This is a genomic window from Bacillus sp. SRL337 (assembly GCF_984799155.1).
Map to the genome: position 1 here is coordinate 15001 of NZ_OZ481793.1, position 17500 is coordinate 32500.

14 protein-coding genes, 1 tRNA gene, 2 rRNA genes, 1 other RNA gene and 1 other annotated feature (2 of these 19 running past the window's edge) are annotated in these 17500 nt (G+C 45.0%); of the genes, 13 read left to right on the forward strand and 5 right to left on the reverse strand.

From position 1 onward, the window contains the following. The 3 genes from AC4E8A_RS00060 to AC4E8A_RS00070 all read left to right on the forward strand — a co-directional run. A 23S ribosomal RNA gene (locus AC4E8A_RS00060) occupies nt 1-1136 on the forward strand; it begins 1800 nt to the left of the window's first position. A gap of 131 nt (nt 1137-1267) precedes the next feature. Continuing rightward, a 5S ribosomal RNA gene (rrf, locus tag AC4E8A_RS00065) occupies nt 1268-1384 on the forward strand. A 709-nt stretch (nt 1385-2093) separates the two neighbouring features. Beyond that, nucleotides 2094-2570, forward strand: coding sequence for a glutathione peroxidase (locus AC4E8A_RS00070; protein WP_490196199.1), 477 nt, complete (start codon nt 2094-2096; stop codon nt 2568-2570). Between the two features lie 50 nt (nt 2571-2620). Here AC4E8A_RS00070 and AC4E8A_RS00075 read toward each other — a convergent pair whose 3' ends face one another. Further along, nucleotides 2621-3577: a YaaC family protein gene (locus AC4E8A_RS00075; RefSeq protein WP_490196200.1), complete on the reverse strand. Its 957-nt coding sequence runs from the start codon at nt 3575-3577 to the stop codon at nt 2621-2623. 111 nt (nt 3578-3688) lie between these two features. Between AC4E8A_RS00075 and guaB the strand changes: the two genes are divergently transcribed. The 6 genes from guaB to AC4E8A_RS00105 all read left to right on the forward strand — a co-directional run bounded on the left by guaB (nt 3689) and on the right by AC4E8A_RS00105 (nt 10473). After that, nucleotides 3689-5152 carry an IMP dehydrogenase gene (guaB, locus tag AC4E8A_RS00080; protein ID WP_490196201.1) on the forward strand — a complete coding sequence of 488 codons (1464 nt, stop codon included), beginning with the start codon at nt 3689-3691 and terminating at the stop codon, nt 5150-5152. A gap of 450 nt (nt 5153-5602) precedes the next feature. Then, the gene (locus AC4E8A_RS00085) at nt 5603-6964 is read left to right on the forward strand and encodes a D-alanyl-D-alanine carboxypeptidase family protein (RefSeq protein WP_490198726.1); all 1362 of its coding nucleotides are present in this window, start codon (nt 5603-5605) and stop codon (nt 6962-6964) included. Nucleotides 6965-7153: 189 nt separating this feature from the next. Further along, nucleotides 7154-8035: a pyridoxal 5'-phosphate synthase lyase subunit PdxS gene (gene pdxS, locus AC4E8A_RS00090; RefSeq protein ID WP_490196202.1), complete on the forward strand. Its 882-nt coding sequence runs from the start codon at nt 7154-7156 to the stop codon at nt 8033-8035. Nucleotides 8036-8037: 2 nt separating this feature from the next. Further along, the gene (gene pdxT / locus AC4E8A_RS00095) at nt 8038-8628 is read left to right on the forward strand and encodes a pyridoxal 5'-phosphate synthase glutaminase subunit PdxT (protein ID WP_490196203.1); all 591 of its coding nucleotides are present in this window, start codon (nt 8038-8040) and stop codon (nt 8626-8628) included. A 53-nt stretch (nt 8629-8681) separates the two neighbouring features. Further along, nucleotides 8682-8902: a binding site (T-box leader), on the forward strand. Nucleotides 8903-8972: 70 nt separating this feature from the next. Beyond that, nucleotides 8973-10253, forward strand: coding sequence for a serine--tRNA ligase (gene serS / locus AC4E8A_RS00100; protein ID WP_490196204.1), 1281 nt, complete (start codon nt 8973-8975; stop codon nt 10251-10253). A gap of 127 nt (nt 10254-10380) precedes the next feature. Beyond that, a tRNA-Ser gene (locus tag AC4E8A_RS00105) sits at nt 10381-10473 on the forward strand. 271 nt (nt 10474-10744) lie between these two features. Here the strand turns inward: AC4E8A_RS00105 and AC4E8A_RS00110 are convergent. The 4 genes from AC4E8A_RS00110 to AC4E8A_RS00125 form a co-directional block, all read right to left on the reverse strand. Further along, on the reverse strand, nt 10745-11413 hold the full coding sequence (locus AC4E8A_RS00110; RefSeq protein ID WP_490196205.1) for a deoxynucleoside kinase: 669 nt from the start codon (nt 11411-11413) through the stop codon (nt 10745-10747). Then, nucleotides 11410-12051: a deoxynucleoside kinase gene (locus tag AC4E8A_RS00115; protein ID WP_490196206.1), complete on the reverse strand. Its 642-nt coding sequence runs from the start codon at nt 12049-12051 to the stop codon at nt 11410-11412. Before AC4E8A_RS00115 ends, AC4E8A_RS00110 begins: the two co-directional genes overlap by 4 nt. 168 nt (nt 12052-12219) lie before the next feature. Continuing rightward, entirely contained in the window at nt 12220-13503 is a 1284-nt protein-coding gene (locus AC4E8A_RS00120) for a glycoside hydrolase family 18 protein (RefSeq protein ID WP_490196207.1), read from the reverse strand. A gap of 244 nt (nt 13504-13747) precedes the next feature. Then, nucleotides 13748-14293 (reverse strand): cysteine hydrolase family protein, encoded by a 546-nt coding sequence (locus tag AC4E8A_RS00125; protein WP_490196208.1) that lies wholly within the window; start codon nt 14291-14293, stop codon nt 13748-13750. A gap of 84 nt (nt 14294-14377) precedes the next feature. Here AC4E8A_RS00125 and tadA point away from each other — a divergent pair, with 84 nt between their 5' ends. From tadA to AC4E8A_RS00145, 4 genes are all read left to right on the forward strand, one after another. Further along, a complete protein-coding gene (gene tadA / locus AC4E8A_RS00130; RefSeq protein ID WP_490196209.1) occupies nt 14378-14899 on the forward strand; it encodes a tRNA adenosine(34) deaminase TadA in 522 nt (173 codons plus the stop codon). An 80-nt stretch (nt 14900-14979) separates the two neighbouring features. Next, nucleotides 14980-15244: signal recognition particle sRNA large type (gene ffs / locus AC4E8A_RS00135), an RNA gene on the forward strand. A gap of 236 nt (nt 15245-15480) precedes the next feature. Then, a complete protein-coding gene (dnaX, locus tag AC4E8A_RS00140; RefSeq protein ID WP_490196210.1) occupies nt 15481-17172 on the forward strand; it encodes a DNA polymerase III subunit gamma/tau in 1692 nt (563 codons plus the stop codon). 24 nt (nt 17173-17196) lie between these two features. Next, nucleotides 17197-17500 carry the 5' portion of a YbaB/EbfC family nucleoid-associated protein gene (locus AC4E8A_RS00145; RefSeq protein ID WP_148948854.1) on the forward strand. Its footprint extends 17 nt past the window's final position, so the window shows 304 of its 321 coding nt (coding positions 1-304); its start codon is at nt 17197-17199; the stop codon falls past the right edge of the window.

Consider the following 17500-nt stretch of genomic DNA (forward strand, 5'->3'; position numbering starts at 1 on the left):
CCCAGGCGACTGTTTAGCAAAAACACAGGTCTCTGCGAAGCCGTAAGGCGAAGTATAGGGGCTGACGCCTGCCCGGTGCTGGAAGGTTAAGGGGAGTGCTTAGCGCAAGCGAAGGTGCGAACCGAAGCCCCAGTAAACGGCGGCCGTAACTATAACGGTCCTAAGGTAGCGAAATTCCTTGTCGGGTAAGTTCCGACCCGCACGAAAGGCGCAACGATCTGGGCACTGTCTCAACGAGAGACTCGGTGAAATTATAGTACCTGTGAAGATGCAGGTTACCCGCGACAGGACGGAAAGACCCCGTGGAGCTTTACTGTAGCCTGATATTGAATTTTGGCACAGCTTGTACAGGATAGGTAGGAGCCTTGGAAACCGGAGCGCCAGCTTCGGTGGAGGCGCTGGTGGGATACTACCCTGGCTGTGTTGAACTTCTAACCCGCGCCCCTGATCGGGGTGGGAGACAGTGTCAGGTGGGCAGTTTGACTGGGGCGGTCGCCTCCTAAAGAGTAACGGAGGCGCCCAAAGGTTCCCTCAGAATGGTTGGAAATCATTCGCAGAGTGTAAAGGCACAAGGGAGCTTGACTGCGAGACCTACAAGTCGAGCAGGGACGAAAGTCGGGCTTAGTGATCCGGTGGTTCCGCATGGAAGGGCCATCGCTCAACGGATAAAAGCTACCCCGGGGATAACAGGCTTATCTCCCCCAAGAGTCCACATCGACGGGGAGGTTTGGCACCTCGATGTCGGCTCATCGCATCCTGGGGCTGTAGTCGGTCCCAAGGGTTGGGCTGTTCGCCCATTAAAGCGGTACGCGAGCTGGGTTCAGAACGTCGTGAGACAGTTCGGTCCCTATCCGTCGTGGGCGCAGGAAATTTGAGAGGAGCTGTCCTTAGTACGAGAGGACCGGGATGGACGCACCGCTGGTGTACCAGTTGTCTTGCCAAAGGCATCGCTGGGTAGCTATGTGCGGAAGGGATAAGTGCTGAAAGCATCTAAGCATGAAGCCCCCCTCGAGATGAGATTTCCCATCACTTTATGTGAGTAAGATCCCTGAAAGATGATCAGGTAGATAGGTCTGAGGTGGAAGCGTGGCGACACGTGCAGCTGACAGATACTAATCGATCGAGGACTTAACCACGTTAAAAAGCGCAGGCGGCTTTTAATAGCCGCCGGAGCTGGATTGCAAAATAGCGAAACTCGGAACCCTTTCAGATTCTTCATGACCTTTATCTAGTTTTGAGAGAACGATGTTCTGTCAACTTCATACAGTCTGGTGACTAAGGCGAAGAGGTCACACCCGTTCCCATGCCGAACACGGAAGTTAAGCTCTTCAGCGCCGATGGTAGTTGGGGGATCTCCCCCTGTGAGAGTAGGACGTCGCCAGGCAATCAAAAGAGTACCCGAAGGGGTGCTCTTTTTTATGGAGAAAAAGGAGAATAAGCCAAGAGTGTTTAGTTCTGACCTTTGATTCAAGAGCACTGCTCGGGCGGAGAGGAGCAAGAAGGTCGAGGACGAGAGGGAGAGAACACCGGAGTGGGCTCTGCCCATGAGGATGTGAACGAGCGAAGCGGACGAAGAGATTCGCCGCTCATCGCCGTCCGAGCCTTCAGCGCCGATGGTAGTTGGGGATCCCCCTGTGAGAGTAGGACGTCGCCAGGCATTCAAAAGAGTACCCGAAGGGTGCTCTTTTCTTATGGAGAAAAAGGAGGATAAACCAAGAGTGTGTAGTTCCGGCCTTTAATCAAGAGCACTGCTCGGGCGGAGAGGAGCAAGAAGGTCAAGGACGCGAGGGAGAGAACACCGGAGTGGGCTCTGCCCATGAGGATGTGAACGAGCGAAGCGGACGAAGACGAAGAGAGCAAAAACTCCCCAGGCTGCTCTTAGAGGCAGGAGAAGGATTGGACAAACATACCAACTTATTCTAGAGACAATGGAATCCTTTTAGGCTATTGAGAAGGGAGCTTCACGCATAATTGAAGAAACTCACTGCATATCTCTAGAGCATACCTAATCACTGTTATCCGGGACATTCAAATTTGATAATCCATCATCTATACCTTAATCTAAGGATATATAGAGTAAAGGAGAGATGAAGATGTCTTCGATTTACGAGTTTAGTGCGTTGAAACCAAATGGTGAAGAAGTGTCTTTAAGCGAATATAAAGGCAAGGCAATGATTATTGTCAATACTGCTAGCAAGTGCGGTTTTACTCCTCAATTTGATGAACTGCAGTCTCTTTATGAGGAATATAAGGAGAGAGGGGTAACTGTTCTTGGCTTTCCCTCTGATCAATTCATGAACCAGGAATTTGGCAATGATGATGAGATCATGGAATTTTGTAAGGTCAATTATGGTGTCAGTTTTCCTATGTTTTCTAAAGTAGATGTGAAGGGATCTGGAGCGCATCCGTTATTTAAATTTTTGATTAAAGAAAAAAAAGGCTTGATGACATCTGAAGTAAAGTGGAACTTTACAAAGTTCCTTGTAGATAAGGAAGGGAATGTTGTAAAACGCTATGCTCCGCAAACTTCTCCCGCCAAGATAAAAGAAGATTTGGATAAAGTCCTTTAAGTATAAAGCGTGAATTCGGGTATGAATTCACGCTTTTTGATATTGTACGATTACTGTCTTTTCCCCTGCATCTTAGTAAAAAGATAGTTCTTTACTAAAATCGGCGGCTTCTCAAGAGATAGACACAGAAAGTTCTTGATGATCGGGTAGTCATCGGAAGAATTGGATTTTAGAAGCTCACTCCACCATTCTGTTTCATACCTGGCAATCATGCTAAGGTTATAAAGCAGCAGGTAATGGATAATGGGCTCCGGCAGGGTGTAGGCTTCTGACCGATCGACTGAGATCGAGTATTGATTATTGCGGGTATTCAGGCGTATCGGTGGCAGTTCAATTGGATCAGGTGCTAGTAGGTGCAGGCGTCCATCTTGTATATCAATTTTATTTGCCGTCTTTTCTTTTAAAAATTGTGCCAAGCGTTCTTTCGACATATGGTAATGGTCCAGAATTTCATTTGGGACAGACAGGAACCGGTCTTGTTGATAAATGGGAAATTGTGTTCGTTTTGAGAGTACCAATTGGAAAGTATCATCCATTTCGGGTATCTGAGACAAGAGGTCCCCCATTTGAAACTTTTCTGCTTCCAGATGTTTCACGTGAAACATTTCTTGGGCAAAGTGGGAAAGAAGTCCATTTTTTTGGATCTTAATTTCATCTTTCAGGAAACTGTATTGCTGTTTTTTCCGCTTTCGGCTTGTCACCCCATGAGCGAGTACAGATGTATTCTGCGGGTAAAAGGGATCAATGGTTAGAACGCAGGCTTTGATTAAATGTATATATCCATAAAACAACAGGATGGGCTGAATGGATAGTGGTGTTAGCAGAGCCTGTTTGAAATACAGTTCACCTTGTTCTAAATAATAGATGAATGGGTAGCAGTTGTTATAGCTTTGTACATCGGCTTCTTTAAGATCTGTTTTTTGGTAGCATTTTCTTAAATAATTTTGGGCCGTTTCGGCAGAATGAAAACAGCTTAATGATTCCCAGACAGAAGAGGTGGACATCATTTTATAACCTCCAAGTTATCCGAATAATCTAACTAATAGATATCACCTTGACAGTATTTTATCCAATTGATAACCTACTAATAATATTTTTGGAAAAGGGGGACAAGAAAGATGTGGGAAACGAAATTTGCTAAAGAGGGTTTAACGTTCGATGATGTATTGCTGCTTCCTGCGAAATCAGAAGTTTTGCCTAAGGATGTAAGCATAAAAGTTAGTTTGACGAATACTCTGAATTTGAATGTTCCTGTAATCAGTGCGGGTATGGACACAGTCACTGAAGCCGAAATGGCAATTGCCATGGCAAGGCAGGGCGGGTTAGGTATCATTCATAAGAACATGAGTATTGAGCAGCAAGCTGAACAAGTGGATAAAGTAAAACGTTCAGAAAGCGGAGTCATTTCCGATCCATTTTTCTTATCTCCAGAGCATCAGGTATTTGATGCTGAACATCTGATGGGCAAGTACCGTATTTCAGGTGTTCCAATCGTGAATAATTTTGAAGAACAAAAGCTTGTTGGAATCCTAACCAACAGGGACTTGCGCTTCATCCAGGATTACTCGATCCAAATCTCAGATGTCATGACAAAAGAGAATTTGGTAACAGCACCTGTAGGTACTACACTTGACGAAGCAGAAAAAATCCTTCAGCAGTATAAGATTGAAAAGCTGCCATTAATTGATGAAAATGGTGTCTTGAAAGGTCTTATCACTATTAAGGATATTGAAAAGGTGATTGAATTCCCCAATTCTGCCAAAGATAAATTTGGCCGTTTGCTTGCAGGAGCTGCAGTCGGTGTTTCCGGAGATACAATGAAAAGGGTTGAACACCTTGTGAAGTCACAAGTAGATGCCATCGTCATTGATACAGCTCATGGGCATTCAGCAGGGGTGCTAAGAGTGGTACAGGAGATTCGGGAACAATACCCAGAGTTGAATATCATTGCGGGAAATGTTGCTACGGCAGAAGCTACACGCGCATTATTTGAAGCTGGTGCTGATGTTGTTAAAGTTGGAATCGGACCTGGCTCTATCTGTACGACACGTGTAGTGGCAGGTGTCGGTGTTCCGCAAATTACGGCTATTTATGATTGTGCGACAGAAGCAAGAAAGCATGGAAAAGCAATCATTGCTGATGGGGGAATCAAATATTCTGGAGATATCGCAAAGGCATTGGCTTCAGGAGGACATGCAGTTATGCTGGGCAGCCTTTTGGCCGGAACCACCGAAAGTCCGGGGGAAACTGAGATCTTCCAAGGACGCCGCTTTAAAGTCTACCGAGGTATGGGTTCTGTTAGTTCAATGGAAAAAGGCTCTAAAGACCGTTACTTCCAGGAAGAAAATAAAAAATTCGTTCCTGAAGGAATTGAAGGCAGACTTCCATATAAGGGACCTCTTGCTGATACACTCTATCAGTTAATCGGAGGACTGCGTTCAGGAATGGGCTATTGCGGAGCGAAGGACCTTCAAGCCTTAAGAGAAGAAGCTCAGTTCATCAGAATGACAGGTGCCGGCCTTCGTGAGAGCCATCCGCATGATGTTCAAATCACAAAGGAAGCACCGAATTACTCATTATAAAAAATAGACTATTTCACGGAAGCGGATGATCAGTATAATATACTGAACAGCCCGCTTCCGTTTTATATTTAATCTAGCACCTAGCCCCTCGGTGTCATAAGCCAATCCGTCAAGAAGGCAAAGGGCAGCCTTCCCGCCGGCTCGTCTTATGCCTGTCGGGGCTGAACAAGGCGCTTCCGCTTTTTAACCAATCCAGCTCCAAGGCCCCAACGGCTATCGGACTTCAGTCTTCCTCCTTGCGATTAGTCAACATCAACTCACGGTGTTCGTTGTGTTTCCTATATCATGCGGAAGCCTTCCAGTCCGTACGCCGCTGAGTGGGGCCTCTCCGCTTTATAGTCAGGACTTTCTTCACTGTAGTCCTTTTTTTATTACCTAAACTAGGAAAATACTCTATCTATTATAAATAGGGCTAATATGATAAAATAACAAAAGTGTTTACATAAATTGATGGAGGGCTACAAAGTGAAAAAATGGTTTCAAAAATCGGTCGTCTCTTTTTTGGTCATAGTATTAGCAGCAGGAGTTTTCCAGCCGGCAATTTCTGCAAATGCTGAAGATGCGCTGAATGTTAATGCGGAAGCAGCAATTATCGTGGAAGCCGATACAGGCAAAATCATCTACGAGAAAAATTCTGAAACGGCCCTGGGAATTGCAAGCATGACAAAAATGATGACAGAGTACTTGCTGTTGGAAGCAGTCAAAGAAGGAAAAGTCGATTGGGAACAGGAGTATACCATTCCTGTACCGCTTTCAAATCTATCTCATAAAACTGGACTTAGTAATGTTCCACTGAGAGCTGAAGCTCAATATACAGTAAAAGAATTATATCAGGCAATGGCCATTTACTCTGCGAATGCTGCAACAATGGCAATAGCCAATATCGTTGCAGGTTCTGAATCGAACTTTATTAAAATGATGAATGATAAGGCTGGAGAACTCGGCCTGGAATCTTATAAATTTGTGAATGCAACTGGTTTGAATAATGCTGATCTTGGAGACTTGCGCCCTGAAGGCACTGGTGCCGAGGAAGAAAATGTGATGTCTGCCAAAGATACAGCAAAATTGGCTTACCATTTGCTGAATGAGCACCCAGAAGTACTGGAAACATCAAGTGTTCCAAAGATGAAATTTGATGAAGGCACTGACGATGAAGTGCAAATGGAAAACTGGAACTGGATGCTTCCAGGATTGGTTTATGAATATGAAGGCATGGATGGTTTGAAAACAGGGACGACTGATTTAGCAGGTTACTGTTTTACAGGGACGGCTGAAAGAGACGGTACCCGATTTATAACGGTTGTTATGGATGCTCATCCGAATGAAGGAGAAAATCCATATCATGCCCGCTTTGCCCAGACTGCCAATATGATGAACTACGCGTTCAGCAATTTTACAACAGAAGAAATTTTCCCTGCGAACTATAAGGTGAAAGGCACGAAAGTCCTTCCGGTTAACAAAGGGAAAGAAAAAGAAGTAGCGATCCATACGAGTGAAGCACTGAAAATGGTCGTAAAAAATGGCGAAAAAGAATTCAAACCAAAACTGGTTTTGGATAAGAAAAAATTAAATGAAGATCAACAGCTTACAGCCCCTATCAAAGCGGATGAAAAAGTCGGCTACCTGACAATTGAAGGTGGCGACGAACTTGGCTACATCACAGATAAGGCTTCTGCAAATGGGCAAGTATCTGTTGTAGCAGCAGATGCGGTGGAGAAAGCGAACTGGTTCGTATTATCCATGAGAGCTGTCGGCGGATTCTTTGCAGATATCTGGGGCAGTGTTACGTCAACCGTAAAAGGCTGGTTCTAATAATTAGAAAGAATAATTTCACACGTTTGTATTCAAAAACCACCACTTGTCTTGACATAAGGTGGTTTTTGTTGTTTATTTAGCATGGGGGAAAAATATATTCCTGGTTGAGTTAGTTGATTTTTCCTTACAATAATACTGTTTTTTGGTTGAAAATATAGATAGGAATATGAAGGGGGACATATAGAAATGAAGACGGGTACAGACGTAGTAAAACGTGGAATGGCTGAAATGCAAAAAGGCGGCGTCATCATGGACGTTGTAAATGCTGAGCAAGCGAAGATCGCGGAAGCAGCAGGTGCTGTTGCAGTTATGGCACTTGAGCGTGTTCCAGCAGACATCCGTGCTGCCGGCGGTGTAGCAAGAATGGCAGACCCTCGTATTGTGGAAGAGGTAATGGGAGCTGTTTCAATCCCTGTTATGGCAAAAGCTCGTATCGGCCATATCGTAGAAGCTCGTATTTTAGAAGCAATGGGTGTGGACTATATTGATGAGAGTGAAGTATTGACTCCTGCAGATGAAGAATATCACCTGAACAAAAGAGATTATACAGTGCCATTCGTTTGCGGCTGCCGTGATTTAGGGGAAGCAGCACGCCGTATCGGTGAAGGAGCTTCCATGCTTCGTACAAAAGGTGAGCCTGGTACAGGCAACATCGTTGAAGCTGTCCGCCACATGAGACAGGTAAGTGCTCAAGTACGCAAACTTGTGAACATGAACACGGATGAAATCATGACAGAAGCGAAACTGCTTGGTGCTCCGTATGAACTTCTTTTAGAAATCAAAGAAAACGGCCGTTTACCGGTTGTTAACTTTGCTGCCGGCGGTGTAGCGACACCTGCTGATGCGGCTCTTATGATGCAGCTTGGCGCGGACGGAGTATTCGTTGGATCAGGAATCTTCAAATCAGATAATCCGGAACGTTTCGCTAGAGCCATTGTTGAAGCGACTACACATTATGAAGACTACGAACTCATTGCAAAGCTTTCTAAAAACCTCGGCATCGCGATGAAAGGAATTGAGATCTCTTCTCTTACTCCTGAAACCCGCATGCAAGAACGCGGCTGGTAAGAATGGTTACCATCGGAGTATTAGGCCTTCAGGGGGCTGTCAGAGAACATGTCCGTGCCATTCAGGCGAATGGTGCTGAAGCAGTAGTTGTAAAGAAAGCGACTCAGCTTGAAGGAATAGACGGACTGATCTTCCCTGGCGGTGAAAGCACAACCATGCGCCGTTTGATTGATCTTTATGGTTTCATGGAACCGATGAAGGAATTTATTGCACAGGGGAAACCTGTATTCGGCACGTGTGCCGGTCTGATTCTTTTAGCTAAACAAATCGTTGGATATGGGGAACCCCATCTTGGTGTAATGGATGTTACAGTGGAGAGGAATTCCTTTGGACGCCAGCGTGAGAGCTTTGAAGTGGATTTGGATATTGCCCATGTAGGGGAAGGATACAATGCTGTATTCATCCGCGCTCCTCATATTGTGGAGGCAGGGGAAAATGTCGAAATTCTCGCAAAGCATGACGGCCGTATCGTCCTTGCCCGTGAAGGACAATTCCTGGGCTGTTCTTTCCATCCGGAATTGACGTCCGATAACCGTCTTACAGGGTACTTCATCAAGATGGTTGAAGAAGCAAAGAACAAACAAATGGCATAAACCTATTGCAATGTGGAAACAATTGTAGTAACTTATAATACAAACTTAATCGCTCGAAATCGTTGAGAGGAAATAGTAATGCGGACTGCTTTCTTCAGAGAGTCGGTGGCTGGTGTGAACCGATGGAAGTATCCCATGAATCCATCCTTGAGTAAAGTACTGAACTCAGGACTGTAAGTAGGTGCTTTCGGTGAGAACCGTTATATTACTTAAGAGGAAAGTAGTCTTGTGCTATTTTCAATCAGGGTGGCAACGCGGAACCTCCGTCCCTTATATGGGATGGGGGTTTTTTTGTGTTTCTATAGCCAGTAACGATCCGAGAGATTTAAAAGGAGGAAATGACAATGCTTGATATCAAATATTTGAGAGCCAACTTTGAAGAAGTGAAGAACCGTCTCCAGGACCGTGGCGAAGACTTAAGCGACTTTGAGAAGTTTGAAGAACTGGATGTTAAAAGAAGGGGACTGCTTGTTGAAACGGAGAACTTGAAGAGCAAGCGTAATGAGGTATCACAGAACATCGCCCAAATGAAAAAAAACAAAGAAAATGCAGATGACCTCATCGTTGAAATGCGTGAAGTCGGTGTCATGATCAAAAAGCTGGATGAAGAATTGAAAGAGGTTGAAGGAAATCTTGACCGCTTGATGCTTTCTATCCCAAATATTCCTCATGAAAGCGTGCCGGTAGGGGCTACAGAAGATGATAACGTGGAAGACCGCAAATGGGGAGAAGTCCGTTCATTCGGATTTGAGGCTAAGCCTCACTGGGACTTGGCAACAGAACTTGGGATTCTTGACTTTGAAAGAGCAAGTAAAGTGACAGGAAGCCGTTTCGTCTTTTACAAAGGCTTAGGTGCAAGACTTGAACGTGCGTTAATCAACTTCATGATGGACCTTCACATGGATGAGCACGGTTATGAAGAAATGCTGCCGCCATATATGGTCAACCGCGAAAGCATGACAGGGACCGGCCAGCTGCCTAAATTTGAAGAAGATGCCTTCCTGATCGAAAGTGAAGATTACTTCCTTATTCCGACCGCAGAAGTGCCGGTGACGAACTATCATCGCGATGAAATCCTGGCGAACGATGAACTTCCGATTGCTTATACCGCATTCAGTGCCTGCTTCCGTTCTGAAGCGGGGTCTGCCGGACGAGACACACGAGGGTTGATCCGCCAGCACCAGTTCAATAAAGTGGAGCTTGTTCGCTTTGTGCGCCCTGAAGAATCTTATGAGGAGCTGGAAAAACTGACTGGACATGCGGAAAAGGTCCTTCAGTTATTGAACCTTCCATACCGTGTTTTGTCTATGTGTACCGCTGACCTTGGATTCACAGCTGCTAAGAAATACGATATCGAGGTTTGGATCCCAAGCTATGGCACATATCGCGAAATCTCTTCTTGCAGTAACTTCGAAGCATTCCAGGCACGCCGTGCAAATATCCGCTTCCGCCGTGAGCCAGGCGCCAAGCCGGAACATGTTCATACATTGAATGGTTCTGGACTTGCGCTGGGCCGCACTGTAGCTGCCATCCTTGAAAACTATCAGCAGGAAGATGGGAGCATCATCATCCCTGAGGTGCTCAGACCATACATGGGTGGATTGGAAGTCATCAAACCAAGATAATGGCTGGGCGAGCGGGGAGAGAAAAATGTTCCCGCTCGATATTATCCTAGAATAAAGTTTTTTAAAAAATGTTTAAAAGCTGTTGACTTACAGGACATACGCATGGTATTATAATTCTTGTCGATACGGAGGAATACCCAAGTCCGGCTGAAGGGATCGGTCTTGAAAACCGACAGGGGTGTTAAAGCCCGCGGGGGTTCGAATCCCTCTTCCTCCGCCATTGATTTTAATTTAACCATAGCGCATAAATATTGGAGATATGAAAACCGCTGCCTTGTGCAGCGGTTTTTTCTTGTGTCATGGTGAATACAACAGGTAGAAGCGATGGTGTCTGTTGGTGTTGCAAACCATTGGAATGGGATAAGAGAGGAAGAATCGCCTCTTGCAGGAATTGCACGGCAACTGGGAGCAGTCTAACTTGATGTTCCAAAAAAATAGGCCAAAAGCAAAAAGATGGACAAGCAAGAGGCTTGTCCATCTTTTTTCAGCTATTATGATTTCAATAAACGTGTCTGTTCGATAAAATATCCGACTCTTTCAATGATCGGCTCAATCGAGTTTTGGTCATTGACTAGATCATAATCATTAATGTTCAATCGAAGCACAGGACAGGCATTAAAGGAATCAATCCAATTTTCATAACGGACATGCATCTCTTCCCAGTATTCAACCGGCGTCTGCTGCTCCATCGGGCGCCCTCTTTCGCGGATGCGGTCGACCACATCATCAATGGAACCTTCCAGATAGATAAGAAGATCAGGATGAGGGAAATAAGGAGTCATCACCATGGCGTCGAAAAGACTTTTGTACGTGTCATAGTCAACGGCGGACATGTTTCCTTTTTCGTAATGCATTTTGGCAAAAATCCCAGTGTCTTCATAAATGGAGCGATCTTGAATGAAGCCTCCGCCATATTCAAAGATCTTCTTTTGTTCTTTAAAGCGTTCAGCTAGGAAATAGACTTGAAGATGGAAGCTCCAACTTTTGAAATCATCATAGAATTTGTCCAAGTATGGGTTGGTATCGACCTTTTCAAAGGATGTGCGGAATCCAAGCGCTCTGGCAAGTCCGTTGGTCATCGTCGATTTGCCGACACCGACGGTTCCGGCAATCGTAATGACGGAATTGCTCGGGATTCCGTATTTAGTCCGAAGATTCATGTTAAAGTGGCTCCTTTTTTCAATGTTTGATCTAGTATATCTATAATCGTGGCCAAATCATCTTTATTTTTCACAAAATCCATCTCGTCCCCATTAAAACGAAGAACCGGGATGTTGCTGTATCTGCTTTCGAACTGCTGCATATGGCGTTCATAGTCCATAGAAAGCTGCTCCAAATAAAGTGGGCTGATTTTCTTTTCAAAGTCCCTGCCTCTTAGGGCAATTCGCTGCAGAAGCGTGTCCAAGCTGGCATTCAAATAAATGACAACATTCGGTACCGGCATATCTTCTGTTAGTATTTGATAAATGTTCAAGTATTTATCAAATTGTTTATTTTTCAACGTTCTCTCAGCAAAGATGAGATTTTTTAAAATATGATAATCAGCGACGACTGGTTTGTTCTGTGAAATGAAATGTGTTTCAATATCTTCCAGCTGCTTGTAACGGTTGCATAAGAAAAACATTTCAGTTTGAAAGCTCCATTCATCGATGTTGTCATAAAACTTATCCAGGAATGGATTTTCATCAACAATCTCTTTTAAGAGATGATAATTAAAATGGGCTGAAATCGCTTTCGCCAAAGAAGTTTTTCCTACTCCAATCGGTCCTTCAACCGTTATGAATGGAATGCTCCCCATACAATGTCCCCCTTTTCCGACATCAAGGATTCATATTCGACATATACTCGCCAAATGACGACAAGAGTTATTTTAACACAATATATAGTCTACTGGGTGGGATTTTTATGGGAAGGAAGAAATTAAAAAAGCCGGCAGCCTGGATACCAGGCAGCCGGCTTCTTACCATTATCGTTTAACGACATTGAAATTATCTGTGATTAATAGCCAGTTTTGCGGAAAAGGAAGACCAAGCTTCCAATAACTCATCCCACGCAAATTAAGCTCCTTCATCAAGTCAAACTTTGCCTGGATGGAACGGGCATCTTCAAACCATACCTCATGTTGGTTTCCTTCTGTATCCTGGTAATTGAAGAACGGTGCCTGGGCTTCTGTATCATATTTAATGGGAACATTATTTTGAGCGGCAATTTCAATTGCTCTTTGCGGGCTGACGGCCTTAGCGACATCTCCCTGTTCAAATGGAAGTGTCCAGTCATATCCATAAAGATTCTGGCCCATCATGATTTTGGATGCAGGCATTTCGCTTATTGCGTACTCCAGTACTTCCCGTACCGGTCCTATCGGCGAAACGGCCATAGCCGGCCCCCCGCTGTATCCCCATTCATAAGTCATGATGACGACGAAGTCGACAATCTCCCCATGGGCTTTGTAATCGTGGGCTTCATACCATTTTCCTTTCTGCCCTGCACTCGTCTTTGGAGCGAGAGCAGTGGAAAGGAGCCATCCTTCTTGATTGAAACGATTCTTTGCCTTGCGGAGGAAGCGGTTATAAGCTTCACGGTCCTGCGGGCGCAGATATTCAAAGTCAAAATGGATGTCCCGAAAGCCATATTTCTTGGCTGTGGCCACTACATTCTCCAGAAATTTATTCTGGATGTTGGTATCATTCAGAAGGATCCTGCCGACTTCATCACTGAATTGTCCTTCCTCCTGGTTGGTGATGGCCATCATTAATACATTGCCATTAGCTCGGCCGATTTCTACTAAATTGCCAAGCGGAGGTTCCTTTAATGTGCCATCCCGTTTGGCTTCAAAATCGAATGGTGCCAGGTAGGTAAGGTAAGGAGCAGCTTCCCTTGCGCTTTCCTCCAAATTTGGCTGTACGGTTGTACCATAAGGTTCTACATAAGCATTGAATTCCCCATCTCTTTTTGGGCGCTCGGGGATATACAAACGGAAGCCAGCTTGGAGCGGCTGGTTCGCAGAGATCCCATTAATCGATGCCAGTTCCTGATAGGTTATGCCGAACCTTCTGCTGATCGACCACAGGCTGTCGCCAGGCTGGACAAAATAAAACAAGCCGACGATCGGTATGACTAATGTCTGTCCGACCACAAGATTATCCGGGTTTGGAAGATCATTTGCTTCTACAATATCTTCAACAGTCGAGTTATATGTCTGAGCAATTCCGAATAGCGACTGGTTAGGCTGGACTACATGGATTTGCATAACTTGCCCTCCCTTGAACATTTTTCACTGTAAGAAATGTATGTGTGAAAGGAGGGAAGTATGAATGGGTATGAAAGATTTTTTAAAATGAGTCCTGTTCCAAGTGTGATTCCGCGCAGCGGGCGGTGAAATAAGATAATCAGCTTGGCACTGGCAGCTCGATGTGCCTCCTTGGCAGAAGGGCATTAACTATTTAGATGGGGTGGTTACATAATGCAGGCAGTTCATCTTGTATCACCAATCATTAGAGAATGCCCGTGGAATCCACAATCTCTGCTTTCAGCACATTTTTCATCATTTCCAGAGCAAACCGGTTGTCGTTTTCACTCACAGAAGCAATGCAGTCCCTTGGGATAATCAAGTTGAATTCTCTCATATAGGCATCGTTTGCTGTGAACAGGACACAAATGTTTCCTGCGATACCGGAAAGAATAAGTGTCTCCACTTTCAATGAGTGAAGAAGCGTGTTGAGGGCTGTACCGTAAAATGCGGAATGCTTGGGCTTGATCAGGAAGAAATCCTCGTCTCCCGGCTTTAAGGCTTCTATGACAGGGAGGCTGAGATTGTTCAGGCATTTGTCATATATTTTTTTAAAATCAGCCTGCCACAGGTTATAATGGTCATTAATATAAATGACTGGGATATTCTGTTGATGGCAAGCACTGCGGAACGTCTGGAGCGGCTTTACAATTCTTTGTGTATGGTCGGCGAGTGTCCTGCCATGCTCGAAATCGAAAGGATTTAAAACATCTATAATTAATAGAGCGGAATTGCCTTTTATTGCGTCCATCGGGTGCCTCCTTTTTTATAGTTTTGGGAGAGGTGGAAGGTTTTATCCATAGCATAGATTTTTTAACGGTAAGGAGTTATTAAAGTGGAGACCAAACAAGAACAATTTATGAGGCTGGCTATTGAGGAGGCTGGTAAGGCTGGGGAGAAAGCAGAGGTTCCGATCGGAGCGGTGATCGTCCTTGATGGTGAAGTCATCGCTTCAGCCCATAATCTCAGGGAGACGACTCAAAATGCTGTGACGCATGCTGAACTGCTGGCAATTGAGAGTGCATGCGAAAAGTTGGGAACGTGGAGGTTGGAAAATGCAGAGCTTTATGTAACATTGGAACCATGTCCGATGTGTTCAGGAGCCATCATCTTATCAAGGATCAAAACAGTTGTTTACGGTGCACCGGATCCGAAGGCAGGGTGTGCCGGCACATTGATGAACCTGTTGGATGATGACCGGTTCAATCACCAATGCGATGTGGTACCCGGCGTGCTGCAAGAAGAATGCGGAGAGCTTCTGACCAGCTTCTTCCGGCGGCTGCGGAAAGAAAAGAAAGAAGAGAAGAAACGAAGAAGAGAAGAGTTGAAACACCATACAGGAATTGACAATGGATAACCCGTTGCTTTTTTCCGTAAGAGCTAGTATACTAATATTTGCGTCGGACAACGGCGCAACCAAATATGGTATCAATTTTGCCGTGCTAGGCGGGGAGGTAGCGGTGCCCTGTACTCGCAATCCGCTCCAGCGAGGCTGAATCCCTTCCTGAGGCTTGCACTCTGTAAGGCCTGCCTCAAGTAAGTGGTGTTGACGCCCGGGTCCTGCGCAATGGGAATCCATGAACTATGTCAGGTCCGGAAGGAAGCAGCATTAAGTGGACTCTCCCATGTGCCGCGGGGTTGCCTGGGCCGAGCTAACTGCTTGAGTAACGCTTATGGATGCATGTCGACGGAAGGTGCACGGCAGTTTAATATTAATAATAAAACTCATCCTTTCAGGGTGGGTTTTTTATATGCTCCGTGAACTTCGATAAAAAATCAATGAAAGTGAAAACAGCCTTTGTACAACTAAATTTACATAAGTTATAATAGATAGATGAGAACACTAGTTTAAATCACGGCCTACGAAGATGTTTTAAAAAGAAAATTACGGATGGTTTTAGAATCCATTAAGAATACATATAAGAGGAGGAGCACGTTTTGAGTTATCAAGCTTTATATAGAGTCTGGCGGCCGCAGCAGTTCATAGATGTAGTCGGACAGCAGCATGTAACAAAAACACTGCAAAATGCTCTCCTCCAGCAAAAAATCTCCCATGCCTACCTTTTTTCTGGTCCAAGGGGTACAGGAAAAACGAGTGCAGCCAAAATTCTTGCCAAGGCAGTCAACTGTGAGAAAGCGCCGGTTGCAGAACCTTGCAATGAATGTGATTCCTGCCTGGGGATAACGGATGGCTCCATACCCGATGTCATTGAAATTGATGCGGCTTCCAATAATGGAGTGGAGGAAATCCGAGATATCAGGGATAAAGTGAAATATGCCCCGAACGTGGTCTCATATAAGGTCTATATCATAGATGAGGTCCATATGCTTTCAATCGGGGCCTTCAACGCACTGTTGAAGACTCTTGAAGAACCCCCCAAGCATGTCATCTTCATCCTGGCAACCACAGAGCCCCATAAAATCCCGCTGACGATCATATCAAGATGTCAACGCTTTGACTTCAAAAGGATTACAGCGAGGGATATTGTCGGAAGAATGACTCATATTGCCGATGAATCAGGTGTACAATATGAAGAAAAAGCACTGCATGTAGTGGCCAGGGCAGCAGAGGGCGGTATGCGTGATGCTCTCAGCTTACTGGATCAGGCGATCTCCTTTAGTCAGGACAGGGTCACAGTAGACGATGCCTTGACTGTAACCGGAGCAGTATCCCAGGTTTATCTCAATCGACTGGCAAAAGCAATCTTTGAAAATCAAGTGGCAGATGCCCTTCAAGCTTTGGAAGAACTGCTGTTCCAAGGGAAGGATCCGGCAAGGCTGACGGAAGACCTTGTCCTGTACTTCAGGGATATGCTGCTTCATCAGACAGCTCCGAACTTGGAAGAGTCCCTGGAAAGGGTCATGCTGGATGAAGACTTTAAGGAACTGGCCGAAAGAGTCTCACCTCAGCATATTTACAAATTTATTGATATACTTAATGAAGCACAGCAGGAAATGAAATTCACCAATCATGCCCGGATCTATATCGAAGTATCCATTGTGAAGCTTTGTCAGATTGAAGTGGAAAGAAGTGTATCTTCCCCGGAAATGGGGCAGCTTCTTCAAAAGGTCCAGAACCTGGAAAATGAACTGAAGCAGCTCAAGGACAAGGGAGTGCCTGTCCAGCAGGAAACTGCTCCTGCCCCTAAGAAAAGGGCTTCTTCTACACGGAAGGGTTTCCGGGTTCCTACCGGTATGGTCCAGGAAGTTTTAAAAACAGCGACAAAAGAAAATCTCAATCTTATTAAAAGCCGCTGGGGTGAAATGCTGGAGGTCCTTAACCAAAGGCAAATGCGCTCTCAAGCAGCACTGCTCAATGATGCCGAACCTGTTGCAGCTTCCTCAAATTCTTTTGTTCTGAAATTCAAGTATGACATCCATTGTCAGATGGCAATGGAGAACTCTGGTTTTACCGAGGCATTAAGTTCGATTATGGGACAGTTGACAGGAACTGAATATCAGCCGATCGGCATTCCTGAAAATCAGTGGCAAAGTGTGAGAGAAGATTTCATTAAGCACCAGAGAAGTGATGATCCAGATTCTGCTGCAGGCGAGGAAGCGGAAGAAGACCCGCTGATCGCAGAAGCGAAAAAGCTTGTGGGAGAAGATCTAATAGAAATAAGAGAATAAAATTTTAATTGGAGGTTTTTTACTATGCGTGGAATGGGAAATATGCAAGGTATGATGAAACAAATGCAAAAGATGCAGAAGCAAATGGCACAAGCACAAGAGGAACTTGGTGAAAAACGTTTAGAAGGAACTGCCGGCGGCGGAATGGTGACTGTAATTGTATCCGGCCATAAGGAAGTATTGGAAGTGAATATCAAGGAAGAAGTGGTAGATCCGGAAGATATCGAAATGCTGCAAGACCTTGTCCTTGCTGCAACGAACGATGCTTTAAAACAGGCGGATGAACTGACGAACTCAACTATGGGACAATTCACTAAAGGAATGAACC

Bases quoted from the DNA above. Each gene is read 5' to 3' on its own strand.
- AC4E8A_RS00070 (WP_490196199.1), top strand. From the start codon at position 2,094: ATGTCTTCGATTTACGAGTTTAGTGCGTTGAAACCAAATGGTGAAGAA.
- AC4E8A_RS00075 (WP_490196200.1), bottom strand. From the start codon at position 3,577: ATGATGTCCACCTCTTCTGTCTGGGAATCATTAAGCTGTTTTCATTCT.
- guaB (WP_490196201.1), top strand. From the start codon at position 3,689: ATGTGGGAAACGAAATTTGCTAAAGAGGGTTTAACGTTCGATGATGTA.
- AC4E8A_RS00085 (WP_490198726.1), top strand. From the start codon at position 5,603: ATGGAGGGCTACAAAGTGAAAAAATGGTTTCAAAAATCGGTCGTCTCT.
- pdxS (WP_490196202.1), top strand. From the start codon at position 7,154: ATGAAGACGGGTACAGACGTAGTAAAACGTGGAATGGCTGAAATGCAA.
- pdxT (WP_490196203.1), top strand. From the start codon at position 8,038: ATGGTTACCATCGGAGTATTAGGCCTTCAGGGGGCTGTCAGAGAACAT.
- serS (WP_490196204.1), top strand. From the start codon at position 8,973: ATGCTTGATATCAAATATTTGAGAGCCAACTTTGAAGAAGTGAAGAAC.
- AC4E8A_RS00110 (WP_490196205.1), bottom strand. From the start codon at position 11,413: ATGAATCTTCGGACTAAATACGGAATCCCGAGCAATTCCGTCATTACG.
- AC4E8A_RS00115 (WP_490196206.1), bottom strand. From the start codon at position 12,051: ATGGGGAGCATTCCATTCATAACGGTTGAAGGACCGATTGGAGTAGGA.
- AC4E8A_RS00120 (WP_490196207.1), bottom strand. From the start codon at position 13,503: ATGCAAATCCATGTAGTCCAGCCTAACCAGTCGCTATTCGGAATTGCT.
- AC4E8A_RS00125 (WP_490196208.1), bottom strand. From the start codon at position 14,293: ATGGACGCAATAAAAGGCAATTCCGCTCTATTAATTATAGATGTTTTA.